At 60.5% G+C, this 24,205-nt stretch carries 22 protein-coding genes; 16 read left to right on the plus strand and 6 right to left on the minus strand.

Annotated features, from left to right (window positions below; all coding sequences use genetic code 11):
- Window positions 1-317: 317 nt before the first annotated feature.
- The 12 genes from AC1RKH_RS03710 to AC1RKH_RS03765 all read left to right on the plus strand — a co-directional run bounded on the left by AC1RKH_RS03710 (window position 318) and on the right by AC1RKH_RS03765 (window position 15,717).
- On the plus strand, window positions 318-1,109 hold the full coding sequence (locus tag AC1RKH_RS03710; RefSeq protein WP_493061155.1) for an enoyl-CoA hydratase/isomerase family protein: 792 nt from the start codon (window positions 318-320) through the stop codon (window positions 1,107-1,109).
- A 45-nt stretch (window positions 1,110-1,154) separates the two neighbouring features.
- Window positions 1,155-2,315: an acyl-CoA dehydrogenase family protein gene (locus tag AC1RKH_RS03715; RefSeq protein WP_493061156.1), complete on the plus strand. Its 1,161-nt coding sequence runs from the start codon at window positions 1,155-1,157 to the stop codon at window positions 2,313-2,315.
- 18 nt (window positions 2,316-2,333) lie between these two features.
- Window positions 2,334-4,433, plus strand: a complete 2,100-nt coding sequence (locus AC1RKH_RS03720; RefSeq protein ID WP_493061157.1) for an acetate--CoA ligase family protein — start codon at window positions 2,334-2,336, stop codon at window positions 4,431-4,433.
- Between the two features lie 10 nt (window positions 4,434-4,443).
- Complete coding sequence (locus AC1RKH_RS03725) at window positions 4,444-6,051, plus strand: 5-guanidino-2-oxopentanoate decarboxylase (RefSeq protein ID WP_493061158.1); 1,608 nt, start codon at window positions 4,444-4,446, stop codon at window positions 6,049-6,051.
- Between the two features lie 55 nt (window positions 6,052-6,106).
- Window positions 6,107-7,297, plus strand: a complete 1,191-nt coding sequence (locus AC1RKH_RS03730; RefSeq protein ID WP_493061159.1) for a pyridoxal phosphate-dependent aminotransferase — start codon at window positions 6,107-6,109, stop codon at window positions 7,295-7,297.
- The gene (locus tag AC1RKH_RS03735) at window positions 7,290-8,705 is read left to right on the plus strand and encodes an aldehyde dehydrogenase family protein (RefSeq protein ID WP_493061160.1); all 1,416 of its coding nucleotides are present in this window, start codon (window positions 7,290-7,292) and stop codon (window positions 8,703-8,705) included. Before AC1RKH_RS03730 ends, AC1RKH_RS03735 begins: the two co-directional genes overlap by 8 nt.
- A gap of 115 nt (window positions 8,706-8,820) precedes the next feature.
- On the plus strand, window positions 8,821-10,422 hold the full coding sequence (locus AC1RKH_RS03740; protein ID WP_493061161.1) for an ABC transporter substrate-binding protein: 1,602 nt from the start codon (window positions 8,821-8,823) through the stop codon (window positions 10,420-10,422).
- 163 nt (window positions 10,423-10,585) lie between these two features.
- Entirely contained in the window at window positions 10,586-11,545 is a 960-nt protein-coding gene (locus tag AC1RKH_RS03745) for an ABC transporter permease (protein WP_493061162.1), read from the plus strand.
- A 3-nt stretch (window positions 11,546-11,548) separates the two neighbouring features.
- Window positions 11,549-12,376 carry an ABC transporter permease gene (locus AC1RKH_RS03750; RefSeq protein ID WP_493061163.1) on the plus strand — a complete coding sequence of 276 codons (828 nt, stop codon included), beginning with the start codon at window positions 11,549-11,551 and terminating at the stop codon, window positions 12,374-12,376.
- Between the two features lie 2 nt (window positions 12,377-12,378).
- A complete protein-coding gene (locus AC1RKH_RS03755; protein ID WP_493061164.1) occupies window positions 12,379-14,034 on the plus strand; it encodes an ABC transporter ATP-binding protein in 1,656 nt (551 codons plus the stop codon).
- Window positions 14,035-14,043: 9 nt separating this feature from the next.
- Window positions 14,044-14,766 carry an NAD(P)H-dependent oxidoreductase gene (locus AC1RKH_RS03760; RefSeq protein WP_493061165.1) on the plus strand — a complete coding sequence of 241 codons (723 nt, stop codon included), beginning with the start codon at window positions 14,044-14,046 and terminating at the stop codon, window positions 14,764-14,766.
- Window positions 14,767-15,156: 390 nt separating this feature from the next.
- Window positions 15,157-15,717: a lipid-binding SYLF domain-containing protein gene (locus AC1RKH_RS03765; RefSeq protein WP_493061166.1), complete on the plus strand. Its 561-nt coding sequence runs from the start codon at window positions 15,157-15,159 to the stop codon at window positions 15,715-15,717.
- A 34-nt stretch (window positions 15,718-15,751) separates the two neighbouring features.
- Here the strand turns inward: AC1RKH_RS03765 and AC1RKH_RS03770 are convergent, their stop codons facing one another.
- Window positions 15,752-15,961 (minus strand): hypothetical protein, encoded by a 210-nt coding sequence (locus AC1RKH_RS03770; protein ID WP_493061167.1) that lies wholly within the window; start codon window positions 15,959-15,961, stop codon window positions 15,752-15,754.
- A gap of 287 nt (window positions 15,962-16,248) precedes the next feature.
- On the opposite strand from AC1RKH_RS03770, the gene AC1RKH_RS03775 reads away from it, so the two are divergent.
- The 3 genes from AC1RKH_RS03775 (at window position 16,249) to AC1RKH_RS03785 (ending at window position 17,949) form a co-directional block, all read left to right on the plus strand.
- Window positions 16,249-16,407, plus strand: coding sequence for a DUF3309 family protein (locus tag AC1RKH_RS03775; protein WP_071555606.1), 159 nt, complete (start codon window positions 16,249-16,251; stop codon window positions 16,405-16,407).
- A 227-nt stretch (window positions 16,408-16,634) separates the two neighbouring features.
- The gene (locus AC1RKH_RS03780) at window positions 16,635-17,096 is read left to right on the plus strand and encodes a carboxypeptidase regulatory-like domain-containing protein (RefSeq protein ID WP_493061168.1); all 462 of its coding nucleotides are present in this window, start codon (window positions 16,635-16,637) and stop codon (window positions 17,094-17,096) included.
- Window position 17,097: 1 nt separating this feature from the next.
- Window positions 17,098-17,949 (plus strand): sensor histidine kinase, encoded by an 852-nt coding sequence (locus tag AC1RKH_RS03785; protein WP_493061169.1) that lies wholly within the window; start codon window positions 17,098-17,100, stop codon window positions 17,947-17,949.
- Between the two features lie 5 nt (window positions 17,950-17,954).
- Here AC1RKH_RS03785 and AC1RKH_RS03790 read toward each other — a convergent pair whose 3' ends face one another.
- The 5 genes from AC1RKH_RS03790 to AC1RKH_RS03810 form a co-directional block, all read right to left on the minus strand.
- Complete coding sequence (locus tag AC1RKH_RS03790; protein WP_493061170.1) at window positions 17,955-18,650, minus strand: Crp/Fnr family transcriptional regulator; 696 nt, start codon at window positions 18,648-18,650, stop codon at window positions 17,955-17,957.
- Between the two features lie 128 nt (window positions 18,651-18,778).
- On the minus strand, window positions 18,779-19,507 hold the full coding sequence (locus AC1RKH_RS03795; RefSeq protein ID WP_493061171.1) for a Crp/Fnr family transcriptional regulator: 729 nt from the start codon (window positions 19,505-19,507) through the stop codon (window positions 18,779-18,781).
- 134 nt (window positions 19,508-19,641) lie between these two features.
- Complete coding sequence (locus tag AC1RKH_RS03800; protein WP_493061172.1) at window positions 19,642-20,802, minus strand: iron-containing alcohol dehydrogenase; 1,161 nt, start codon at window positions 20,800-20,802, stop codon at window positions 19,642-19,644.
- Window positions 20,803-20,805: 3 nt separating this feature from the next.
- Window positions 20,806-22,197: an aldehyde dehydrogenase family protein gene (locus AC1RKH_RS03805; protein WP_493061173.1), complete on the minus strand. Its 1,392-nt coding sequence runs from the start codon at window positions 22,195-22,197 to the stop codon at window positions 20,806-20,808.
- A 7-nt stretch (window positions 22,198-22,204) separates the two neighbouring features.
- On the minus strand, window positions 22,205-23,578 hold the full coding sequence (locus AC1RKH_RS03810; RefSeq protein WP_123424613.1) for a glutamine synthetase family protein: 1,374 nt from the start codon (window positions 23,576-23,578) through the stop codon (window positions 22,205-22,207).
- A gap of 247 nt (window positions 23,579-23,825) precedes the next feature.
- On the opposite strand from AC1RKH_RS03810, the gene AC1RKH_RS03815 reads away from it, so the two are divergent.
- Entirely contained in the window at window positions 23,826-24,143 is a 318-nt protein-coding gene (locus tag AC1RKH_RS03815; protein ID WP_123424614.1) for a Rieske (2Fe-2S) protein, read from the plus strand.
- Window positions 24,144-24,205 lie beyond the last annotated feature (62 nt).

Genomic DNA, 24,205 nt, shown 5'->3' on the forward strand with positions numbered 1-24,205 from the left:
CGCATTCCCTGTGGGAGCGAGCTTGCTCGCGATAGCGGTCGATCAGTCAACAGAGATGTTGAATGGGGTGCCGCCATCGCGAGCAAGCTCGCTCCCACAGTTGTTTGCGGTGCCCTGTCGCCAGTTGTTCAAAGTTGTAACAGTTCAGCTGTTGCAGAGCCAGAAAAAAGAAAATAATTCAATAAAATCAATTATTTATAGAGTTAAAAAGGCTGTTACAGCCCATTTCTTCGCAGATTGCCGTCTTGCTGAACACTCGTTTAGTATGGCCTCAAGTCGCATCACCTCATGCCAAACACAATAATTCGAGGACTCGCATGACTACTCAATCTTCTCTGCTCAGTCAGGTCGAAGCAGGCGTTGCCTGGATCACCCTCAATCGCACCGCTCAGCGCAATGCGCTGGACATTCCAACCCTGAAAAATCTTCACGCCTTGCTGGATGGCTTCAATGCCGACCCTGCGGTTCGGGTCGTCGTGCTGACCGGCAGCGGCCGCAGTTTCTGCGCCGGTGCCGACCTCGCGGAGTGGGCCGAAGCCGAAGCCCGTGGCGCACTGGAAAGCTATGGCTGGACCGAAACCGCCCACGCGCTGATGAGCCGGCTGTACAGCCTGGAAAAACCGACCATCGCCGCCATCAACGGCACCGCCGTTGGCGCCGGGATGGACCTGACGCTGTGCTGCGACCTGCGCATCGCCGGGCAATCGGCGCGCTTCAAGGCCGGTTACACCAGCATGGCTTACTCGCCGGACGCCGGTGCCAGCTGGCATCTGCCACGCCTGATCGGCACCGAACAAGCCAAACGCCTGCTGTTTCTCGACGAGTTGTGGGGCGCCGATCGCGCCTTGGCAGCGGGTCTGGTCAGCGAAGTCTGCGCCGATGAACAGCTGCTCGGCGCCGCCGGCGAATTGGCCGCACGCCTGGCCGTTGGTCCGACCTTCGCGTTTGCCCAGACCAAGAAACTCATGCGCGAAGGCGCCCGGCGCAGCCTGCCAGAACAGCTGCAAGCCGAGTTGGCGGCGGGTTTGCTCTGCGGTCGCAGTGAAGACGGCGCCGAAGCTTTGCGCGCGGCCATGGAAAAGTGTTCGGCACAGTTTGTCGGCAAGTAGGCCCGCGTCGCTCATCTATTCAGTAAACGAACAACAGGTAGCACCATGAATTTCCAGCTGACCCAAGAACAAGAAATGTTGGTGGACGCGGTACGCAGCTTTGTCGCCAAGGAACTGCTGCCCCATGAAGAAGCGGTTGATCGCGCCGACGAAGTCTCCCCGGAGCTGGCGGCACAGATTCGCGGCAAGGCGATTGCGGCGGGTTTTTATGCCTTCAACATGCCTGAAGAAGTCGGCGGTGGCGGCCTCGATTACCTGTCCCAGGCGCTGATCGAGCGTGAGCTGTCCAAGGTTTCCTGGGCGCTGCATGTGTTTGTCGCACGGCCGTCGAAAATCCTCATGGCCTGCACCGGTCAGCAGATCAACGACTACCTGCTGCCGTGCATCCAGGGCGAGAAGATTGACTGCTTCGCGCTGACCGAGCCAGGTGCCGGTTCCGATGCCAACGCGATCAAGACCCGCGCCGTGCGCGACGGTGACGACTTTATCCTGAACGGCAGCAAGCACTTCATCAGCCACGCCGGGCACGCCGATTTCGCCATCGTTTTCGCGGTCACCGATACCTACGAACACAACGGCCGCCAGCGCAACGCCGTGACCTCGTTCCTGGTGGATCGCAACACTCCAGGCATGACCATTCGCCGTGGGCCAAGGTGCGTAAGCAACCGCGGTTATCACACCTTCGAGATGTTCTTCGACGACTGCCGCGTACCGGCGTCAAAGGTGCTGGGCGAAGTCGGCAAGGGTTGGGAAGTGGCTAACGCCTGGCTCACTGCCGGGCGGGTGATGGTTGCGGCGAACTGCGTCGGTCAGGCCCAACGCGCACTCGATGTGTCGCTGCAATGGGCGGCGGATCGCAAGCAGTTCGGCCAGCCGATCGGCACCTACCAAGGTGTGTCGTTCAAGTTGGCGGACATGGCCACGCAGATCCGCGCGGCTGAACTGCTGACCTTGCACACGGCGTGGAAAATGGATCAGGGCACGATGACTGACGGCGAGGCCGGCATGGCCAAGTTGTTCGCCAGTGAAGTGCTCGGTCGGGCGGCCGATGAGGCGGTGCAAATTTTCGGCGGCATGGGCCTGATGGATGAAGGTCCGGTGGAGCGTATCTGGCGTAACGCGCGGATCGAGCGGATCTGGGAAGGCACTTCGGAAATCCAGCGCCACATCATTTCCCGCGAGCTGCTGCGGCCGCTGTTGCGCTGATCGCGCTGGAGAATACCCATGTCCCAGACGATTCGTGACAACCTCAAACGCCTGCTCGCGCCGCGCCATCTGGCGTTTGTCGGTGGTCGCAGCATGGCCCGGGCCCTCAAGCGTTGCGCTGAAGGTGGCTACCTTGGACAAATGTGGCTGGTCAACCCGCAGCATGAAAGCCTTGAAGGCGTGCCGTGCGTGCGCAACATCGCCGAACTGCCGTGCGGCCCGGACGCGGTTTTTGTTGCGACCAACCGTGAATTGACCCTGACCTGCGTGGCCGAGTTGGCCGCCAAGGGCGCGGGCGGGGTGATTTGCTATGCCTCCGGTTTTGCCGAGACCGGCGCCGAAGGGCAGGCTCTGCAAGCGCAATTGCTCAAGGTTGCCGGCAACATGGCGTTGCTCGGGCCTAACTGCTACGGCTTGCTTGACTACCTGCATAGCTCGGCGCTGTGGCCGGTGGCGCATGGCGGTAAACCGGTGGAGAAGGGCGTCGCGGTGCTGACCCAGAGCGGCAACTTCGCTTACAACCTGTCGATGAGCGACCGTTCGCTGCCGGTGGCCTACATGGCCTCGGTCGGCAATCAGGCGCAACTCGGTATTGCCGAATTGATGGACGTGTTGCTCGACGAACCTCGGGTCACTGCCATTGGCTTGCACCTGGAAGGCCTGAAAAACGTTCCCGGTTTCGCCCGCGCGGCGCACAAGGCGCTGGAGAAGGGCATTCCTATCATCGCTTTGAAAACCGGTGTATCGCAGATCGGTGCCGAACTGGCCCTCAGTCACACCAGCTCGCTGTCGGGTTCCGATGCGCTGTACGACAGTCTGTTTGCACGGCTTGGGGTGATCCGCGTCAGTGGCCCGGTGAGTTTCGTCGAAACCCTCAAGGCTGCGGCGTGCGGCAAGCTGCCGGCGGGCAACAGCCTGATCGCGCTGGCCTGTTCGGGCGGCGATGCCGGGTTGATTGCCGACTACGCCGAACGCAACGACCTGAGCCTGCCCAAGCTTGATGAGAGTCAGCGCGGCGAGCTGGCCGAAGTGCTGCCGAGCTACGCCAATCTGGTCAATCCGCTGGATTTCACCACGGCGATCTGGGGTGATGGCGACGCCTTGAACCGCATGCTCGACAGCGCCCTGCGTACCGAAGCCGATGCAGCGATGCTGGTGCTGGATTACCCGTCGGAGTTCACCGGCGAACGCAAGGAATGCGACCTGCTGCTGGAGTTGTACTGCGCGGCGTTGGTCCGACACGGCAAGACCGGTTTCGTCACTTCGGCCTTTCCCGAACTGCTGCCGGCCAGTGCTCGCGAGCGCTTGCACGCTCAAGGCGTGGCGGCGTTGCAAGGCGTGGAAGACGGCTTGGCCGCGTGGGGACGCATTGCCGGTTATCAGCGCAATCGTCAGGCGTTGCTGGCCCTTGGTGAGTCGGCGCTGGTGCCGCTGTGTCCGCAGGCACTGGATGGCGAAGGCCGCTTGCTCAATGAGTGGGACTCCAAACAGGCATTGCGCGCGTTTGGTCTGCCAACCCCCAACGGCGTGTTGAGCACCCCGGAGCAGGCGCTGAATGATGCCAATGCGCTGGGTTATCCCTTGGTGTTGAAGGCGCTCAGCGCGCAGTTGCCGCATAAAACCGAAGCCGGCGCGGTGGCGCTGAACCTCAAGGATGGCGCGGCCTTGAGCGCAGCGCTGGAAAAGATGCGCGCCAGCATTGCCGATTACGCGCCGGATGTACCGTTCGATCAGGTGCTGCTGGAACCCATGGCCACACCGCCATTGGCCGAACTGATCGTCGGCATCAAACGCGAAAACGACTTCGGTCTGGCCTTGGTCATCGGTGCCGGCGGGATTCTGGTGGAGTTGCTCAAGGACAGCCGCAGCCTGCTGCTGCCGACCACCGATGGCGCGATTCGTGGGGCGTTGTTGAGCCTGCGCAGCGCCGCTTTGCTGCAAGGTTTTCGTGGACGCGAAGCGGCGGACCTGGATGCGTTGGTGGCGGCGATCCGTGCCGTGGCCGATTACGCCTGCGAGAACGCCGGACAGTTGCTGGAACTCGATGTGAACCCATTGTTGGTCGGTGCCTATGGCACGACTGCGGTCGATGCGTTGATTCGCCTCGGCCACAAGTGAGGATATGAACATGCAAACCACAACATTGACCGGCGGCCAGGCCCTGGTACGCCTGCTGGCCAACTACGGCGTCGACACCGTGTTCGGTATTCCCGGTGTGCATACCCTGGAGCTGTATCGCGGCCTGCCCGGCAGCGGCATTCGCCACGTGTTGACCCGCCACGAGCAAGGCGCCAGTTTCATGGCCGACGGCTATGCGCGGGTCAGCGGCAAACCCGGCGTGTGCTTCATCATTACCGGCCCCGGCGTGACCAACGCCGCGACCGGTATCGGTCAGGCCTATGCCGACTCGATTCCGATGCTGGTGATTTCCAGCGTCAACCATACCGCCAGCCTCGGCAAGGGCTGGGGTTGCCTGCACGAGACTCAGGACCAGCGCGCAATGACCGCGCCGATCACCGCGTTCTCGGCAGTCGCGCTGAGCGCTGAGGATCTGCCTGAGTTGATCGCCCGTGCCTACGCGGTATTCGACAGTGAGCGACCACGCCCAGTGCACATTTCCGTGCCTTTGGATGTGCTGTCGGCGCAAGTGACCCGCGACTGGAGCCATGAAGTGGTGCGTCGCCCAGGTCGCGGCGTTCCGGCAGCTACTGCGCTGGATCAAGCCGTGGCCAAGCTGCAGGCGGCCAAGCGTCCGATGATTATTGCCGGTGGCGGAGCGCTGAACGCGGCGCAGGAACTCCAGAGCCTCAGTACTCGGCTGGCCGCGCCGTTCTTCACCAGCGTCGCCGGCAAAGGTTTGTTGCCGCCGGAGGCACCGCTCAATGCTGGCTCGACCTTGTGTGTTGAACCGGGCTGGCAACTGATCGCCGAGGCCGATGTGGTGCTGGCGGTTGGCACTGAAATGGCCGACACCGATTTCTGGCGCGAGCGTCTGCCGCTGAACGCCGAGCTGCTGCGCGTGGACATCGACCCACGCAAGTTCAACGACTTCTATCCGTGCGCGGTGGCGTTGCACGGCGATGCGCAACAAACCCTCGCAGCATTGCTTGAGCGTCTGTCGCCCACCACGCGGGATGCCAGTGCGCCGATTGCCGCCGTCGCTGCATTGCGAGAAGCAGTGAAGGCCGGCCACGGTCCGTTGCAGGCGATCCATCAGGCGATTCTTGAGCGTATCGCCGCCGAGCTGCCGGACAACGCGTTCATCAGCACCGACATGACCCAACTGGCCTACACCGGCAACTACGCCTTCAACAGCCTGGCACCGCGCAGTTGGTTGCATCCGACCGGCTACGGCACCTTGGGTTATGGCTTGCCGGCGGGCATCGGCGCCAAGTTCGGCGCGCCGCAACGGCCGGGGCTGGTGTTGGTTGGCGACGGTGGTTTTCTCTACACCGCGCAGGAACTGGCGACCGCCGTCGAAGAACTGGACAGCCCGCTGGTGGTGCTGCTGTGGAACAACGACGCGCTGGGGCAGATTCGTGACGACATGCTCGGGCTGGATATCGAGCCGATTGGCGTACTGCCGCGTAATCCGGATTTCGCCGCGCTTGGCCGGGCTTTCGGTTGCAGCGTGAGCCAGCCACAGAGTCTGGCGGAGCTGCAAACCGACTTGCGCCACGGCTTCAAGCGCAACGGCGTGACCCTGATCGAACTCAAGCATGCGTGCGCGCACTGACTTTCAGCCTGACTTGCAAACATTGTTGCGGGGCTTTTTTTAAGGGGATGGAGCCATGCGCTTTTCCGATCTGACTCAACGTATCGCCGGTGACGGCGCCGCCGCCTGGGACATTCATTACCGTGCACTGGCGCTGCAAGAACAGGGCGAAGACATTCTGCTTTTGTCGGTGGGCGACCCGGATTTCGACACCCCGGTGCCGATCGTGCAGGCGGCTATCGACAGCCTGTTGTCCGGCAACACTCACTACGCCGAAGTGCGTGGCAAACGCGCCTTGCGCGAAAGCATCGCCAAGCGTCACCAGCTACGCAGCGGCCAGCAGGTTTCGGCCGATCAGGTCACCGTGCTGGCCGGCGCGCAGTGTGCGCTGTTCAGCGTCGCCCAATGTGTGCTGAACCCTGGCGATGAAGTGATTGTTGCCGAGCCGATGTACGTCACTTATGAAGCGGTGTTCGGTGCTTGCGGTGCGGTGGTGATTCCAGTGCCGGTGCGCTCGGAGAACGGTTTTCGGGTACTGCCCGAAGACGTCGCTGCACGCATCACTCCGCGCACTCGGGCGCTGGCGCTGAACAGCCCGCACAACCCGTCGGGCGCCAGTCTGCCGCGAACCACCTGGCAGGCGCTGGCAGAGCTGTGCATCGCCCACGACCTGTGGCTGATTTCCGATGAGGTCTACAGCGAGTTGCTGTTCGAGGGTGAACACGTCAGCCCGGCCAGTTTGCCGGGCATGGCCGAGCGCACCGCGACGCTTAACAGCCTGTCGAAATCCCACGCCATGACCGGCTGGCGAGTCGGTTGGGTGGTGGCGCCACAGTCACTGGCGGCGCATCTGGAAAACCTTGCGCTGTGCATGCTGTACGGCTCGCCGGATTTCGTTCAGGACGCCGCTGTCGTCGCGCTGGAAAGCAACTTGCCGGAGCTCGCAGCCATGCGCGACGCCTACCACCAGCGCCGCGATCTGGTGTGCGAAAGCCTCGCCGATTGCCCCGGCGTGCGCCCGTTGAAGCCCGATGGCGGGATGTTCGTGATGGTCGATATCCGCGAAACCGGGCTCAGCGCCCAGGCATTTGCCGATCGCCTGTTGGATCGGCATGGCGTGTCAGTGCTGGCCGGTGAAGCGTTTGGCCCAAGCGCCGCCGGGCATATTCGGTTGGGGCTGGTGGTGGGAGCGCAACCGTTGCGCGATGCCTGCCAGCGGATCGTCCGTTGTGCCCGTGAACTGATGGAGGCTCAGGTCCATGCATAAGCACATGGCGCTGTTTATTGATGGACGCTGGCAAACGCCGTCAGGGCAAGGCGTTGCCGAGGTGATCAACCCGGCGACGGAGGAAGTGGCCGGTGTGGTGCCACTGGGTGATGAACGCGATGTCGAGAACGCGGTGGCCGCCGCACGTCGAGCCTTCGGACCCTGGTCACGGACACCATCCAGCGTACGCGCCGGATACATTCGGGCCCTCGCCGAGCAGTTGCGCGCACGGGCCGACGAAATGGCGGCGGTCATCACCACTGAATTGGGAATGCCGGTTCAGTGGTGCCGTTCGGTTCAGGTGGACGGGCCGATCATCGGGCTGGAGCAGTACGTCGAACTCGCAGGCTTGATGGATGAAGTGCGTGAGGTCGGTAATTCACTGGTCATTCGCGAGGCGGTAGGGGTTTGCGCCTTCATCAATCCGTGGAATTACCCGCTGCATCAACTGATCGGCAAGCTCGCACCGGCGCTGGCCGCCGGTTGCACGGTGGTGGTCAAGCCGAGTCAGGAAACCCCGCTGCACGCCTTTTTACTGGCGCAGATGATCGAGGCCATCGGCTTGCCGGCCGGGGTGTTCAACCTGGTCAGCGGACCGGGCTCGAAAGTCGGTGAAGCGCTGGCCAAGCATCTGGACGTGGACATGGTGTCGTTCACCGGCTCCACCGGCGCCGGCGTGCGAGTGGCGCAAGCGGCCGCACCGTCGGTGAAGCGTGTCTGCCTGGAACTGGGCGGCAAGTCGCCGCTGCTGATTGCCGAGGACGCGGATCTGGCCGCAGCGGTGCGCTACGGCGTGCAGGACGTGATGATCAACTCCGGGCAAACCTGCACCGCGTTGACCCGCATGTTGCTGCCGGCCAGTCGCTACGCCGAGGCGGTGGAACTGGCGCGGGCAGAAACCTTGAGTTTGCGGATGGGTGATCCGCTCGATCCGCAAAGTTTCCTTGGGCCGATGTGTTCGGCAGCCCAACGGCGCACCGTGCTTGACTACATTCAGGTCGGCCAACAAGACGGTGCACGGCTGGTGTGTGGCGGCGACACGGCGCAGGCGTTCGAGCGTGGTTACTACGTCAGCCCGACGCTGTTCGCTGATGTCGACAACCGGATGCGCATCGCTCAGGAAGAAATCTTCGGCCCGGTGCTGTGCCTGATTCCCTATGCCGATGAGGCGCAAGCGATTCAGATCGCCAACGATTCACCGTTCGGTCTTTCCAGCGGTGTCTGGGCCGGCAGCGCTGACCGCGCCTTGCAGCTGGGTCGTCAGTTACGGGCGGGCCAGTGTTTTCTTAATGGTGCGGCGTTCAACTATCAGGCGCCGTTCGGCGGCTACAAACAATCGGGCAACGGTCGCGAATGGGGAGAAGAAGGGCTTGCCGAGTTCGTTGAAGTGAAGGCGATCCAGGTGTGATCGTTGAATAGGTTGACGATCCTTCGCACCGGGCTACTGCCCGGTGCTTTACGTGGTTTGGCAGCGGTTTTCCGGTGATTCATTACTTTCTCTGCTTTTGATCAGGGGCAATGCAATGAGCGATAACAACAACAAAATTACTCAAGCGAACCATGACTGCAGCTTCCCACGTAGGGACTTTCTGAAATACAGCACGGCGGCCGCAGCCGTGGCGGGTGCGTTTTCCATGGGACTGCCGTTTGGCGCCTTCGCCCAGGACGCCACGCCTAAACCGGGCGGGGTGTTGCGCCTTGGCCTGGCCGGTGGCAGCACCACCGATTCACGGGACCCCGGTTCCTGGAGCGACACCTTCACCTTCGTCGGTTTCTCCGCGGTCTATAACACCCTGACCGAAATTGCCGTGGACGGCGGCGCGATACCTGAATTGGCCGAGAGCTGGGAATCAACACCGGATGCGCGCATCTGGACCTTCAAGCTGCGTCAGGGCGTGACCTTTCACAACGGTAAAACCCTGACTGCCGAAGATGTGGTGGCCTCGATCCAGCATCACTTGGGCGAAAAATCCACCTCGGCGGCCAAGACCGTGTTGGGCGATGTCGCCCAGGTCCGCGCTCAAGGCACCGACAGTGTGGTGTTCGAGCTGCATTCAGGTAACGCCGATTTCTCGTATGTGGTCGCCGATTACCATCTGGCAATCATGCCCAGCAAAGACGGCGTAGCGGATTGGCAGTCGGGTGTCGGCACTGGCGGTTATCGCCTGAAGACGTTCGATCCGGGTGTGCGCATGCTGCTGGAACGTAGCCCCGATTACTGGAAAGCGGGCCGGGCGCATTTCGCCAGTGCCGAGCTGATCGCCATTGCCGACGGCGCTGCGCGGGTCAATGCGCTGGTGACCGGGCAGGTCGATGTAATCAACAAGGTCGACCTGAAAACCGTGGCGCTGCTCAAGCGCAATCCGAACCTGTTCATCGAGGAAACCAAAGGCGCCCAGCACTACACCTTCCCGATGTTGTGCGACAGCCATGAGTTCCAGAACAGCGATATCCGCATGGCGATGAAGCATGCGATCAACCGCGAAACCCTGCTGGCCTCGGTGCTGCATGGCTATGGTCTGGTGGGTAACGACCATCCAATCCAGCCCGGCAGCCGCTTCATCAACACTGCGCTGGAACAACGCACTTATGACCCGGACAAGTCGCGTTTCTACCTGCGCAAGGCCGGGGTCGATTCGCTCAAGGTTCGTCTACAAGCCTCCGACGCAGCCTACACCGGCGCGGTGGACGCCTCGGTACTGTTCAAGGAGCAGGCCCGTCAGGCCGGGATCGATATCGACGTGGTGCGCGAGCCGGCGGATGGTTTCTTCTCCAACGTCTGGATGAAACAACCCTTCACCACCTCCTTCTGGTACAGCAGCCTGACCGCCGACCGGATGTTCAGCATCGGCTACGCCAAGGGCGCGGCGTGGAACGAAACCCACTGGGACAACCCGCGTTTCAATCAATTGCTCAACGCCGCCCGAGGCGAGATGAACGACCCGCTGCGCCGCGAGATGTACAACGAAATGCAGGCGCTGTGCCGGGATGATGGCGGGGCGATTGTGCCGCTGTTTGCAAGCTCGGTGGCAGCGCGTTCCAACCGGGTCGCGCATGGCGAACTCACCGCGCCTTACGGCGAACTGGATGGGTTGCGGGTGATTGAGCGGTGGTGGCAGGCGTAATCGTTGTAGCAATGCAGATTAACTGTGGGAGCGAGCTTGCTCGCGATAGCGGTGGGTCAGTCAACATCAATGTTGAGAGTGCCGACGTCATCGCGAGCAAGCTCGCTCCCACAGGAGACATTCGCCGTATTCACAACCGTGCCCCATATCAAGGAACCGCACGATGAATAGCCTTTTCAAACTGCTCCTCCAGCGTCTGGCCCTGGGCCTGTTATCGCTGTTTGCGGTATCAGTCATTATTTTCCTGGCGGTCGGCATGCTGCCGGGGGACATCGCCCAGGCCATGCTCGGCCAATCCGCAACCCCGGAAACCGTGGCGGCGTTTCGTGCTCAATTGGGCCTGGATATGCCGCCGTTGACTCGCTTCGGCCACTGGATCTGGCATTTGCTGCAAGGTGATCTGGGCGTCTCGTTGGCCAACCAGCGACCGATCGCCGAGTTGGTCGCTGCACGTTTGGGCAACACCTTCAGTCTGGCGCTGCTGGCGGCGCTTGTTTCAGTGCCGCTCGCACTCATGCTGGGGATGCTCGCGGCGCTGTATCGCAACAGCTGGTTCGACCGCTTGCTCAATACCACCGCCCTGAGCGCGGTGTCGTTTCCGGAGTTCTTCGTCGCTTACATCCTGATCCTGCTGTTCGCGGTGAAGCTCAACTGGTTCCCGAGCATTTCCAACCTGGCGCCGGACGCGTCCTTCGGTACCGTGCTGGAGCGTTCGGTATTGCCGGTCGCCACCCTGAGCCTGGTGGTCATCGCGCAGATGATGCGCATGACCCGCGCATCGCTGATCAACCTGCTGGCCAGCCCCTACATCGAGATGGCCCGACTCAAGGGCATCACTCAGTCGCGGATCATTTTCCGCCACGCCTTGCCCAATGCCTTGGCGCCAATCGTCAACGTGGTGGCGCTGAACCTCGCTTACCTGGTGGTCGGTGTGGTGGTGGTCGAGGTGGTGTTTGTCTATCCCGGCCTCGGCCAATTGTTGGTGGACTCGGTGGCCAAGCGCGATATCCCGGTGGTTCAGGCCTGTAGCCTGATCTTCGCGGCGACCTACATCCTGCTCAATACCACAGCCGATGTGCTGTCCATCGCCAGCAACCCACGCCTGATGCATCCGAAGGGGTAGAACATGAGCCTGCTCAAACAATTGGTCCGGGCGCCGCTGAGTGCGAAGTTCGGTTTGCTGGTGATCATCCTTTACATCCTGATCGCGCTGTTCGCCCCGATGCTGGCGCCGTATGGCGAGACGCAAGTGGTGGGCGACGGGTTTGCGCCCTGGAGCGGCCAGTTTCTGCTGGGCACCGACAACCTCGGTCGAGACATGTTCAGCCGACTGGTCTATGGCGCGCGCAACACTCTGGGGATTGCCTTTCTGACCACGCTGCTGGCGTTTTTGCTCGGTGGCTTGAGTGGATTGATCGCGGCGATCAAGGGCGGCTGGATCGATCAGGGGATGTCGCGGGTGGTGGATATTTTGATGGCGATCCCGCAACTGATCTTCGCCTTGCTGATTCTCAGCGTGGTCGGCACCACGGCCACCTCGCTGGTGCTGGTGATCGCCTTGCTGGATGCGACCCGAGTGTTTCGCCTGTCGCGGGCGGTGGCAATGAATGTGGTGGTTCAGGACTTCGTCGAAGCGGCACGTTTGCGCGGTGAAGGCCTGTGGTGGCTGGTAACTCGCGAAGTGTTGCCCAACGCCGCCGCGCCGCTGATTGCCGAGTTCGGCCTGCGTTTCTGTTTCGTGTTTTTGTTCATCAGCGCGCTGTCGTTTCTTGGCCTGGGCATTCAACCGCCCACCGCCGACTGGGGCAGCATGGTCCGCGACAACGCGGTGCTGATTACCTTCGGTGACATCAGTCCGCTGCTGCCCGCGCTGGCCGTGGCGTTGATCACGGTCAGCGTCAACTTCGTCGTTGACTGGATGCTGCATAAATCCAGCGGCCTCAAGGAGTGCTGAGCATGAACACCCTGAACCCTGAAAAGCCGCTGCTGGAAATCCGTGATCTGCGTATCGAAGGCCATTACGAAGACGCCTGGCATCCGCTGATCAAGGGCATCGACCTGACCCTGCAACGCGGTGAAGTGCTGGGCTTGATTGGCGAATCCGGTGCCGGCAAGTCGACCCTCGGGCTGGCCGCCATGGGCTTTACCCGCGACGGTTGCCGGATCACCGGCGGCTCGGTGCAGTTCGACGGGATGAACCTGCTGCACGCCAAGCCCGAAGCGCTGCGTAAATTGCGGGGCCTGCGTATCGCCTACGTCGCACAAAGCGCTGCGGCCTCGTTCAATCCGGCCCATCGGTTGATCGATCAGCATGTGGAAACTGCGGTCAAGAACGGTGGGATGAGCCGTGCTCAGGCGATGCGCGACGCGGTGGAGTTGTATCGGGTGCTGCGGCTGCCGAATCCCGAACAGATCGGCCAGCGTTATCCGCATCAGGTTTCCGGCGGGCAGTTGCAACGGGTCATGACCGCCATGGCCATGGCGTGTCATCCGGACCTGATCATCTTCGACGAACCGACCACAGCTCTAGATGTGACGACGCAGATTGAGGTGCTGGCGGCGATTCGTGATGCGGTGGCGACCTACGGCAGCGCGGCGATTTACATCAGCCACGACCTCGCGGTGGTAGCGCAGATGGCCGACCGGATCATGGTGCTGCGCCACGGCAAACTGGTCGAGGAGGCCGAAACCCGCAAGATGCTCGGAGACCCGCAAGAGGACTACACCAAGTCACTGTGGGCGGTTCGCAGTTTTCGCACCGAGCCCAAACCGTGCCCGCAACAGGAAAAACCGCTGCTGGAATTGCGCAACAGCTGCGCCAGTTACGGCCATCAACCGGTGCTGCATGATGTCTCGTTGAGCCTGTATCGTGGCCAGACTTTGGCGGTGATCGGTGAGTCCGGCAGCGGCAAGAGCTCCACTGCGCGTTTGATCACCGGCTTGCTGCCACCGACTTCCGGTCAAGTGCTGTATGACGGCGAGGCGCTGCCGGCGGACTTCCGGCAGCGCAGCAAGGAACAACTGCGGCGCGTCCAGATGATTTACCAGATTCCCGATACCGCGCTAAACCCGCGTCAGCGTATCGTCGACATCATCGGTCGACCGCTGACCTTTTACCTGGGGCTCAAGGGCAAGGCGATGAGGGAGCGGGTGGCCGAGTTGCTGGAGATGATCGAGCTCGATCCGGCGACCTTTATGGAGCGTCAGCCCCGTGAGCTGTCCGGTGGGCAGAAGCAACGAATCTGTATCGCCCGGGCGCTGGCGGCTGATCCGCAACTGATTATTTGCGATGAAGTGACCTCGGCGCTCGACCAATTGGTCGCCGAAGGCGTGCTGAAATTGCTTAACCGGATTCAGCAGCAACTGGGCGTCGCTTACCTGTTTATTACCCATGATGTCGCCACGGTGCGGGCGATTGCCGATGAAGTGCTGGTGATGCAGCGGGGAAGGGTGGTCGACCATGGCTCGCGCAATGCGATCTTCACCCCGCCACATCAGGATTACACCGGGTTGCTGTTTTCATCCGAACCGCAAATGGACCCCGACTGGCTCGACCGGTTGCTGGCCACGCGCGCGTCACTGTCTTCAAACACAAAGCTTGCAAACGTCTAAGGAATTACCATGAAAGTACTGATCGTCCATGCCCATCCAGAGCCGAAATCCTTTACCGCCGCACTGCGTGACCAGGCTGTCGCCACCCTTGAAGCCCAAGGGCATCAGGTCCAGGTCAGCGACCTGTACGCCATGAACTGGAACCCGGTGGCAAGCAGCGATGACTTTTCTTCGCGGGAAAACCCGGAATATCTGGTCTACGCACTGGAGCAACGTCTGGGCGTGAAGAGCCAGTCGCTGGCGGCGGATATCCAGCAAGAACTCGACAAGCTGTTGTGGGCGGATTTACTTATCCTCAACTTCCCGATCTTCTGGTTCTCCGCCCCGGCGATGCTCAAGGGCTGGATCGACCGGGTGCTGGTGTCCGGTGTCTGTTATGGCGGCAAGCGCTTTTACGACCAGGGCGGATTGAGCGGCAAGAAGGCGCTGGTGAGCGTGACCCTTGGCGGACGTGAGCACATGTTCGGCGAGGACGCGATTCACGGCCCGTTGCAGGACATGTTGCGGCCGATTCTGCGCGGCACGCTGGCCTACGTCGGGTTCGAGGTGCTGGAGCCGTTCGTGGCCTGGCATGTGCCTTACATCAGCGATGAGGCGCGCCAGACATTCCTTGAGGATTATCGCCTGCGCCTGGAGCATCTTGGCGACGAGCAACCCCTTGAGTTTCCTCGTCTGTCGCAGTTCGACGAACAGCTGTATCCGCTACGCAAACCGGCGGCCGCCGACGCCTGATCAACCCCACATAACTTGTGGGAGCGAGCTTGCTCGCGATGACGTCGGCACATCCAACATCGAAGCTGCCTGATACGCCGCCATCGCGAGCAAGCTCGCTCCCACAGGGATCTCCACTGTCTTGAGAGTGTTGATCATTCCGACAACACCCGCTTATGGTGCTGCCCGCAAAATCCCTCATTAGCAGGCTCGTCCGCTCATCCAGAGCAGAGTTCGCGCAGTTTATCGAGTGGTTGCGCCAGGATTGAATCGTTTCAGACGCCGGTATTGTGCGCCACCGAACAGACGCGGGGAGATCGCTACTACACTCTAATGAACAGTCGGCGGCTGCCCATCCTGATGGTTATCGGCTTACCGCATCGTTTGCATCGCTTGTATCGGAGTACAACCATGACAACCTCACTACGTTCACTTCTGTTTATCGCGCTCGCAACCCTGTCGCTGGCTTCAACAGGTTTGCTCAATACCGCAAGCGCTGCAACGGCCGCGGACCTGGACCAGGATTCCCGGCATGCCTTGCAAATCCTCTACAAAGCCAATCCGGTGGCCGAGACCATGTCGCGCACTGCCAAGGCAGTGCTGGTGTTCCCTAAAGTTGTCAAGGCGGGTCTGGTGTTTGGTGGCAGCTATGGTGAGGGGGTCATGTTCAGCGGTTCGAAAGTAGACAATTACTACAACACAGTGACCGGTTCATGGGGCTTGCAGGCGGGTGCCCAGTCCTATGCTTATGCCGTGTTCCTGATGACTGACAAGGCGGTTAAGTATGTCCGTGAGACCAAGGGCTGGGAAGTTGGCGTAGGTCCGACTGTGGTCCTGGTTGATCAAGGGCTGGCGAAAAATCTGTCGAGCTCGACATTGAAGGACGATGCTTATGCGTTTGTCTTTGACCAGCAAGGCCTGATGGCGGGCGTCAGTATCGAAGGCACCAAGATTTCGCTGATCAAACGATAAATCCGACAACGAACAACTGGGTTAAAGAGGCTGCCTAAGGCAGTCTCTCCCAGACTTGCGTATCGGCTAACTCGCTGTCGGTGGCGTGTTTTGCGCGGCCGTTTATGGGGCTCAGCTCATAACTGCCGGCTTCGTCATAGGCGGCCAAATAGCGTACGCCACTTAACTTGTGGAGGTAGCGCATCAATGGATGGCACTGTGCATTAATGCGCTGTACCAGGGCAGATTCGGTCATTGTGTTCATGGTTTTACCTGCTGCAGTGAAGGCTGCTCTGTTGTTATTTATATTCTGTTCCTGATCGTCGCAGCGTTCTGTACGCCATCACACACTGAGCGCTCTAAATAACGAAAAAAACATTGCACAAACGGAATAACAACACCTGTGCATCTGATCAATTAAACAATGACAATATGTGTGTTGCCGTACAGACCGTCCCCGATACTTGCGCCACTTTGGGGTATGCAGGGCGCAGATCAGGGTCTCACTGCCTGCACATAATCCACTCACTTGCAGACTCAAGGAGAAAAGCCATGAGCTTGGGAACCATACTGTTGATCTTGCTGATTGTGCTGCTATTTGGCGCCATTCCGACATGGCCGCACAGCCGAAGCTGGGGCTATGCGCCTAGTGGTTTATTGGGCGTAGTCGTTATCGTCCTGATTGTGTTGCTGTTGCTAGGAAGAATATGACGTCTGTCGACAAACAACCTGCGCTCAAGTGGTTGCGGTGAATAGTGGGGAGATATTCGCCGTGGGGGAGCGCAACACCACCACCTTCGCCTACCGCTACTTTCCGTCATCAGCCTGTCAATAATACACACAGGTCTCCGTGCACTAGCGCACAGACTCAATCCGGCCACTACGCGCACTCTGAGTGCCAGGCAGATTATTGCTGCCAGTCATTTACCGGAGAACACATGAAAACCAGCCTGATGTTCAGTCATTCACTGACGCTTTCAAGTCTCGCCCTGGCCCTATTGCTCGGTTTGTCTCCCGTGGTGCTGCATGCAGCCACCGCAGAGCCGGTCGATATGTCGGCCGTACAGTTGGAACCGCAAGAGCAGAACGGAATCCGCTATCTGACAGGTGGCATCGGCCTGGATGAGTCAAAGGCCTTGCTCCAGACTCAGGGTTACAACCTTCACATGACCTTCTCAACAGGACCGGCCAATCAGTACGTCAGCAATGTCGACGTGGTGATCCAGAGCGAAAAAGGTAGCCCCCTGTTGTCGCTGAGTCAGGTGGGGCCCATCGTGTACGCGCAATTACCGGCAAACAAATACCTGGTCATTGCCAGTTTGAATGGCCATGAAGAGCGCCACACCATTGCACTCGATGGAAAGTCCGTCGGAACGCTGAACTTGCATTGGAGTGAATAGCGTGCAACCCGGCATTGCGTATCACGGCATGTTGCATGAGATGAGGCTGTTCAAGACTGACGACCGGCCTCTCGCTGCACGCATGCTTGCCGGACGGCATCTGGCAACGAACCTCAAGGTCCAACACGCACTGGACGTTGCGCGGGACGGGTTACGTAGCAACTATGCGGCGGCAGAAGACCGGGCGCTGTTCGCCGAACAGTTGATCGGGATTGTCAGCCACGATCTGCGCAATCCGCTGGCGGCGATAAAAATGGCTTCGCAATTGCTCGGATGCCGTGACTTGCCTCCTAAACAAGCACAAATACTCGCCCATATCACGCACGCAGCCGAGCGCGCACAGCGTCTGGTGGCGGACCTGTTGGACTTCACCCTGAGACAAGTCGGGCGAAGCATTGCGGTTTCCCTCAAACCGGTTGATTTGCACACACTGGTGGGCGAATGCCTGGACGAGCTGAGTCTGGCGTTCCCTGAGCACACGTTGACCCATCGCTGTGTCGGCCAAGGCAATTTCATCGCCGACAGTGACCGGCTCTACCAGCTTATTGGCAATCTGGTTGCCAACGCGATTGCCTATGGCACGGCTGAGGGTGGAGTCACGGTGTCTTCGCGGTTTGAGGACCAGGTGATCATTGCCGTGCACAACCTTGGCACGCCGATCCCCTCAGAGCTGCTCGACAACCTGTTCGAACCGATGATTCGCGGCAGTCACGATAATGCGCGACTGCGCAGTGTCGGGCTTGGCCTGTTCATTGTGAGAGAGATTGTCAGAGCGCATCACGGCGATGTGAAGGTGAGCTCCTCGATAGAAGAGGGCACTACGTTTACGGCGACGTTTCCCCTGTCACGATAGCCACGTCATAGCGGAGTCGAGCGGGTATCGCTATAGCATTCGCATGACGCCGCCTCCAAACCCTTGCGGTCAAGAATCGTGATCTCACCACGGGTGTAGCGGATCAATCCACGCTGTTGCAGCGCACCGGCGGCCAGGGTCACGCCACTGCGACGAACGCCAAGCACGTTCGCCAGGGACATGTGGGTCAGATGAAAGTGATTGGCGTGTGCACGATCGTGGGTCATCAGCAACCAGCGCGCCAGGCGTGGCTCTATCTCGTGAAAATGGGTACAGGCGGCGGTTTGAGCGAGCTGCATCATCTGCACATACAGGTACTGATTGAGCCGGCGCAACAATAACGGGCTCTCGCGCAGTGCGACCTGCAGCTGTAAGCCACTCATCCTCAGACAGGTGCCGCTACCTTGCACGACGGCGCGCATCGGGGCGGTATTAACCCCCAGAGCAAGCGTCGCCCCGAGCATCCCTTCATTACCGATCAGACTCATTTGCAGAGGAGGGTGGCTGTACAGCGTAACCACTTGAGAGATGAACGCTGTTTGCGGGAAGTACACATGCAGGATCGGATGGCCCGGCTCACACAGGACGGTGCCAAAGGTCAGTTCGACTTTATCGCACTGCGCCTCCAGCCGGCCGTAGTCAATTTTCGACAGCCCCTGAAGTAGTCGGTTTTCTACTTGCCGCCCTGGTGTATTTGGCACACGAGCGTCCTGCAGCACAGTGGGCCCGGGTTGGGCGGGACAGGTGCCGAGCCGTCTCATGCTTCAAGTGTGGGCGACGCCGGCAGCGCGGTCTGTTCGCTAGAACACGCAGGCGTCGGTCGCAGGCCTCAGCGAGTGGGCTTTAATGGAACGTAGGGCAGCAGGCGCTCGGTTTCTTTTCTGACCACGGCGTAGCACTCGCAGCTGAGTTTCTCGAGCGCGTCCCTGTCCAGCACCTTGATGTGGCCACGGCTGTATTCGATAACGCCCAGGCGTTGCAGCTTGCCGGCGGCATCGGTTACGCCTTCGCGGCGTACGCCGAGCATGTTGGCGATCAATTCCTGGGTCATGATCAGTTGATTGTCTTGCAGACGATCGAGGGACAGCAGCAACCAGCGGCACAATTGCTGATCAATCGAGTGGTGGCGGTTGCACACTGCAGTCTGGGCCATCTGCGTGATCAACGCCTGGGTGTAGCGCAACATCAACAGGAGCATCTCTTCGTGGCGGTTGAACTCATCCTTGAGTCGCTGGCCGGGCAGCCGGAAAGCATGCCCGGCGCTCTGGACAATCGCCCGGCTCGGCGTGCTTTCACCACCCATGAATACGGCGATGCCGATCAAACCTTCATTGCCGACCACCGATATCTCCGCCGATGCGCCGTTTTCCATCACGTACAGCAGGGACACGATGGAGTCGGTGGGGAAGTAAACATGCCGCAAGGCATCTCCAGACTCGTAGAGCACCTTGCCGAGCGGCAGGGTGACCGGTTCGAGGTAGGGTAACAAGCGTTCCAGCGCTTGGGCGGGAAGGGCCGCCAGCAGATGGTTCTGTTGTGGCTTGGGAGCATCAAGCATTTCAGCCACCGTCCAAAGGTGAGTTTCCCGATACCTACAGATTAATCCATGGTGCGCTGTGTACATTGCCGCCGGGAACCGTTCGTCGGTTTGGCAGTGCGCGTTCATACCTCGGCCATGGACTGATGATGGCCCTAGAGCCGGCCGTGGTAAGCCGCATCGAAAATTTCTACCGCGCCGTTGCGTGTCAATGGCAGCGGGTTGCCGCCAGCGCAGGGGTCGACAATCGCCATGTCGGCGATCAGATCGACCTGCCGATCATCCACCCCCAGCTCAAACAGCGTATGCGGCACGCCGATGTCCTTGCGTAACTTGAGGACGAACGCCAGAAAGCTGTCGAAGCCTGGGGATGGCAGTCGCAAGTAAGCCGCCAGGCGGGTGATGCGTTCTTCAATAGCCGGGCGATTGAACTTCAAGACATAGGGCATGAACGTGGCGTTGGTCATGCCGTGATGGGTGTCGTACAGGGCGCCCACCGGATGTGAGAGCGCGTGTATCGCGCCCAGGCCTTTCTGGAAGGCGGTAGCGCCCATCGCGGCCGCCGCGAGCATTTCCGCACGCGCCTCAAGGTCGGAGGGTGTGCGTACTGCCCGCACCAGGGCGTTGGCCACCAGGCGCATGCCTTCGACCGCGATACCTTCGGCCATGGGATGAAAACCGGGAGCGCAGTACGACTCCAGGCAATGCGCAAACGCATCCATGCCGGTGCCGGCGGTGACTTTTGTCGGCATGCCGACGGTGAGCGCCGGGTCGCTGATGACCACCCGCGGCATCATTTTCGGATGGAAGATGATGCGTTTGGTATGCGTACTCTCATCAATGATCACCGCTGCACGGCCGACCTCGGACCCCGTACCGGCAGTGGTCGGCACCGCAATGATCGGGGCGATGCTGCCTTCATCGGCGCGGGTCCAGTAGTCGCCGATGTCTTCGAAATCCCACACCGGTCGGGTCTGGCCGCTCATGAAGGCGATGAGCTTGCCCATATCCAGCCCGCTGCCACCGCCGAAGGCGACCACCCCATCGTGTTTTCCTGCGCGCCAGGCGTCGAGCCCGCCCGCCAGGTTGGCTTCAACCGGATTCGGTTTGAGGTCGCAGAACAGCTCCACGCCGAGGCCCGCGGCGCGCAAGGACTCCAGCGCCGCTGTGGTGATTGGCGCGCGCGACAGGCCGCTGTCGGTGACCAGCAACGGTCGCTGGATACCTTGACTGCGGCAGGTTTCGGCCAGCTCGGCGATACGGCCAACACCGAAGTGGATGCTCGTGGGGTAGTTCCAGTTCGCGGTCAGGCTCATGGCTTAGATCTCGTGGCGCAAATGGAAGGATTTGGCTCGGGTCAGGTTCTCAAAACCCAGGCGTGAAAGCGTGACGCCGCGCCCGCTGTTCTTCACTCCGGTCCAGGCCAGGGCCGGGTCCAGGTAATCGCAACGGTTCATGAATACGGTGCCGGTGGCGATCTCGTTGCCGATACGTTCGGCGGCGGCAAGATCCGCGGTCCAGATCGAGGCGCTGAGCCCGAACTCACTGTCGTTCATCAAGGTAATGGCTTCGTCGTCGCTGGCCACCGGCATGATGCCGATTACCGGACCAAAGCTTTCCTCACGCATCACCGACATGTGATGGGTGACGTCAACTAGCACCTGCGGTGCAAGGTAAGCGCTGCCCGGCGCGTCAGCAGGGAAGGTCTTCGGATCGATCAGCGCCGTGGCGCCCTTCGACAGCGCTTCGGCGATCTGCCCGCGCACGAATTCAGCGGCACTCGGATTGACCAGCGGGCCGAGCGTGGTGGCTTCGTCCAGCGGGTTGCCCAGCACGTATTGGCGGGTCAAAGCGACGAAGCGCTCGACGAATGCCGGGTAAATTTTTTCATCGACATAAATACGCTCGACAGCACAGCAGCTCTGCCCGGAATTGAAGAAGCTGCCGTCCACCAGGTTTTCCACCGCATGTGCAAGGTTGGCGTCTGCCCGCACGTAGGCCGGGTCTTTGCCGCCGAGCTCCAGCCCCATGCCGAGGAAGTGCCCAGTGGCGGCGTTTTCCATGGCTTTGCCGGCGTTGACCGAGCCAGTGAAGTTCACCTGCTGCACCCGTCCAGAGGCAATGATCGCCGCGGTATAGGTATGATTGAGCAGCAGGTTATGGAACAGCCCTTCGGGCAGGTTGGCGCGGCGAAAGGCCTCGGCGAAACGTTCGCCGACCAATAGCGTTTGCGAGGCGTGTTTGAGGATGACGCTGTTGCCGGCCATCAGCGCCGGGATAATCGTATTGACCGCCGTCAGGTAGGGGTAATTCCAGGGCGCGACCACCAGCACCGTACCCAGCGGCTCGCGTTTGATCTGGCGCCGAAAACCCGCGATAGGCGTAGGTTCTATTGCTGCCAACGCTTCAGGTGCAATGGCGATCATGTGGCGGGCGCGCTCTTCGAAACCGCGCAGCTCGCCGGCGCCAAAACGTACCGGGCGACCCATCTGCCAAGCCAGTTCCGGCACTATTTCGGCCTTCATTGCCAGCATCGCGTCCACGGCGGCGCTGCATAGGGCGGCGCGTTCGCTCAGTGGCCGGCGCTTCCATAACGCCTGGGCGACTGCGGCAGCCGTCAGAGCCTGTTCGATCTGTGTCGCATCGGCGCAGTGGCGTTCGGCGTAGACCCGGCCATCGACCGGCGAGATGAGTTGAATCATTGAAGTCATGGTGGCCTCAATAGCGCTCAAAGCCGCGCTGCAGTTCCCAGTCGGTTATCCGCCGGTCGTACTCTTTCTGCTCCCATTCGGCGGTGTGCACGTAGTGGTCGACCACTTCATCGCCGAACGCCTCGCGCAACATGCTCGAGGCCTTGAGCGCGGCGCAGGCATCGCGAAGGGTCTTCGAGACTTCCGGCAAGTGCTCGTCGAGGTAGGCATCGCCTTCAAAGGGCGGCGTCAGGCTGAGCTTCTCGTCGATACCGGCCAGACCCGCGGCGATCAACGCGGCGAAGGCCAGATAAGGGTTGAGGTCAGCGCCGCCGATGCGGCATTCGATACGGATGGCTTTGCTGTCTTCGGCGCACAAACGAAAGCCAGCGGTGCGATTGTCCCGACTCCAGACTGCACGGGTCGGCGCGAAGGTGCCGGCCTGAAAGCGCTTGTACGAGTTGATGTAGGGCGCGAGAAAACAGGTGATGTCGTTAGCGTATTTGAGCTGCCCAGCCACCCAGGAGCGCATCAGTGTCGACATGCCAAACTCGGCCTTGGGGTCGAAAAACAGCGGCTTTTTGGCATTCTTGTCCCACAACGAGTTGTGGATATGGCTGCTGGAGCCGGCAGCGTCATAGCGCCACTTGGCCATGAACGTGATCGCCTTGCCCTGCAATTGCGCGATCTCTTTGCAGGCGTGCTTGATGATGACGTGGTGGTCGGCCATGGTCAGGGCATCGGCATAACGGATGTTGATCTCTTCCTGGCCTGGCCCCCATTCACCCTTGGAGTTTTCCACGGGAATGCCGGAGGCCTGCAGATGCTTGCGAATCGCCCGCAGCACCGGCTCCTCACGGGTGGTCTGAAGGATATTGTAATCCTCGATGTAGTGACCCGCGGTTTTCGGCTTGTGGTAGTTGCGCTCGTGGATGGCCTCATAACTCTCGTCAAACAGATAGAACTCCAGCTCAGAGGCGAACATGCCGCTATAGCCGCGCTCGTGCAGTCGCTCGACCTGCTTTTTCAGGATTGCCCGCGGGCTGTGCGGCAGGTCCCGCCGATGGTGGTGATCGAGCACATCGCAGAGCACCAGCGCCGTGCATTCCAGCCACGGCACGCGACGCAAGGTGGCCATGTCGGGTTTCAGCACAAAATCGCCATAGCCTTTGCTCCAGCTGGCGGCGGCGTAACCCGGCACCGGTTCCATGTCGATGTCGTCGGCCAGCAGGTAATTGCAGCAGTGGGTTTCTTCATGGCCGCTGTCGATGAAAAACTCGACCTGGAATCGCTTGCCGACCAGTCGTCCCTGCATATCGACCATGCAGACCAGCACGGTATCGATATCGCCTGCGGTAGCGGCAAGTTTCAGTTCTTCGAAGCTGAGAAGGGGCTCGGTCATCACGTCAGTCCTGCGTGAAGTGTCAGGTGTACACAACACCTGTAGGAGCTGCCGAAGGCTGCGATCCTTTGATCTTTCCAACAGACGACTCGTTGTCTGGACGGACGCCAAGATCAAGAGATCGCAGCCTGCGGCAGCTCCTACGGTGAAGGCGTACACCGGTGAATAGCTGCTGAAAGCTTAGCCTACTGCTGTTAATCAGCAGCCGCTTCGAGCAGCTAAAATGACACTCAAGAGGGGTGGCACCATGAGTGAGTTCGTCAAGGTCGCATCTGTGGGTGATATCGAACCGGGTAACGGTATAACCGTGAACCTTGGGGGCACGCCCGTCGCGCTGTTCAATGTCGATGGCCAGTATTTCGCCATCCACAACACCTGCCCGCACGAAGACGGTTCGCTGGGCGAAGGAATACTCTGCGACAACGTGGTGATTTGCCCGGTTCATGCCTACGAGTTCGACGTCACCAGTGGCGAATGCCTTACAGAACCGGCTTATCAAGTCGAACAGTTCGAGGTCCGGGTTGACGGTAACGACATCCTGTTACGGCAATCGTCGGATGTTTGAACACTACCGACGAGCTCGGGTCGCAAGATAGAGGGAAGGAGTATAGTTAAAAGATCATATCG

This window comes from Pseudomonas sp. GW822-FHT06B12 (assembly GCF_058799675.1).

Excerpts from the sequence above, each read along its gene's own strand:
- AC1RKH_RS03770 (WP_493061167.1), bottom strand. The coding sequence starts at position 15,961 with ATGAACACAATGACCGAATCTGCCCTGGTACAGCGCATTAATGCACAG.
- AC1RKH_RS03765 (WP_493061166.1), top strand. The coding sequence starts at position 15,157 with ATGACAACCTCACTACGTTCACTTCTGTTTATCGCGCTCGCAACCCTG.
- AC1RKH_RS03715 (WP_493061156.1), top strand. The coding sequence starts at position 1,155 with ATGAATTTCCAGCTGACCCAAGAACAAGAAATGTTGGTGGACGCGGTA.
- AC1RKH_RS03760 (WP_493061165.1), top strand. The coding sequence starts at position 14,044 with ATGAAAGTACTGATCGTCCATGCCCATCCAGAGCCGAAATCCTTTACC.
- AC1RKH_RS03775 (WP_071555606.1), top strand. The coding sequence starts at position 16,249 with ATGAGCTTGGGAACCATACTGTTGATCTTGCTGATTGTGCTGCTATTT.
- AC1RKH_RS03735 (WP_493061160.1), top strand. The coding sequence starts at position 7,290 with ATGCATAAGCACATGGCGCTGTTTATTGATGGACGCTGGCAAACGCCG.
- AC1RKH_RS03750 (WP_493061163.1), top strand. The coding sequence starts at position 11,549 with ATGAGCCTGCTCAAACAATTGGTCCGGGCGCCGCTGAGTGCGAAGTTC.
- AC1RKH_RS03815 (WP_123424614.1), top strand. The coding sequence starts at position 23,826 with ATGAGTGAGTTCGTCAAGGTCGCATCTGTGGGTGATATCGAACCGGGT.
- AC1RKH_RS03795 (WP_493061171.1), bottom strand. The coding sequence starts at position 19,507 with ATGCTTGATGCTCCCAAGCCACAACAGAACCATCTGCTGGCGGCCCTT.
- AC1RKH_RS03725 (WP_493061158.1), top strand. The coding sequence starts at position 4,444 with ATGCAAACCACAACATTGACCGGCGGCCAGGCCCTGGTACGCCTGCTG.
- AC1RKH_RS03755 (WP_493061164.1), top strand. The coding sequence starts at position 12,379 with ATGAACACCCTGAACCCTGAAAAGCCGCTGCTGGAAATCCGTGATCTG.
- AC1RKH_RS03800 (WP_493061172.1), bottom strand. The coding sequence starts at position 20,802 with ATGAGCCTGACCGCGAACTGGAACTACCCCACGAGCATCCACTTCGGT.
- AC1RKH_RS03710 (WP_493061155.1), top strand. The coding sequence starts at position 318 with ATGACTACTCAATCTTCTCTGCTCAGTCAGGTCGAAGCAGGCGTTGCC.
- AC1RKH_RS03745 (WP_493061162.1), top strand. The coding sequence starts at position 10,586 with ATGAATAGCCTTTTCAAACTGCTCCTCCAGCGTCTGGCCCTGGGCCTG.
- AC1RKH_RS03720 (WP_493061157.1), top strand. The coding sequence starts at position 2,334 with ATGTCCCAGACGATTCGTGACAACCTCAAACGCCTGCTCGCGCCGCGC.
- AC1RKH_RS03730 (WP_493061159.1), top strand. The coding sequence starts at position 6,107 with ATGCGCTTTTCCGATCTGACTCAACGTATCGCCGGTGACGGCGCCGCC.
- AC1RKH_RS03740 (WP_493061161.1), top strand. The coding sequence starts at position 8,821 with ATGAGCGATAACAACAACAAAATTACTCAAGCGAACCATGACTGCAGC.
- AC1RKH_RS03805 (WP_493061173.1), bottom strand. The coding sequence starts at position 22,197 with ATGACTTCAATGATTCAACTCATCTCGCCGGTCGATGGCCGGGTCTAC.
- AC1RKH_RS03780 (WP_493061168.1), top strand. The coding sequence starts at position 16,635 with ATGAAAACCAGCCTGATGTTCAGTCATTCACTGACGCTTTCAAGTCTC.
- AC1RKH_RS03810 (WP_123424613.1), bottom strand. The coding sequence starts at position 23,578 with ATGACCGAGCCCCTTCTCAGCTTCGAAGAACTGAAACTTGCCGCTACC.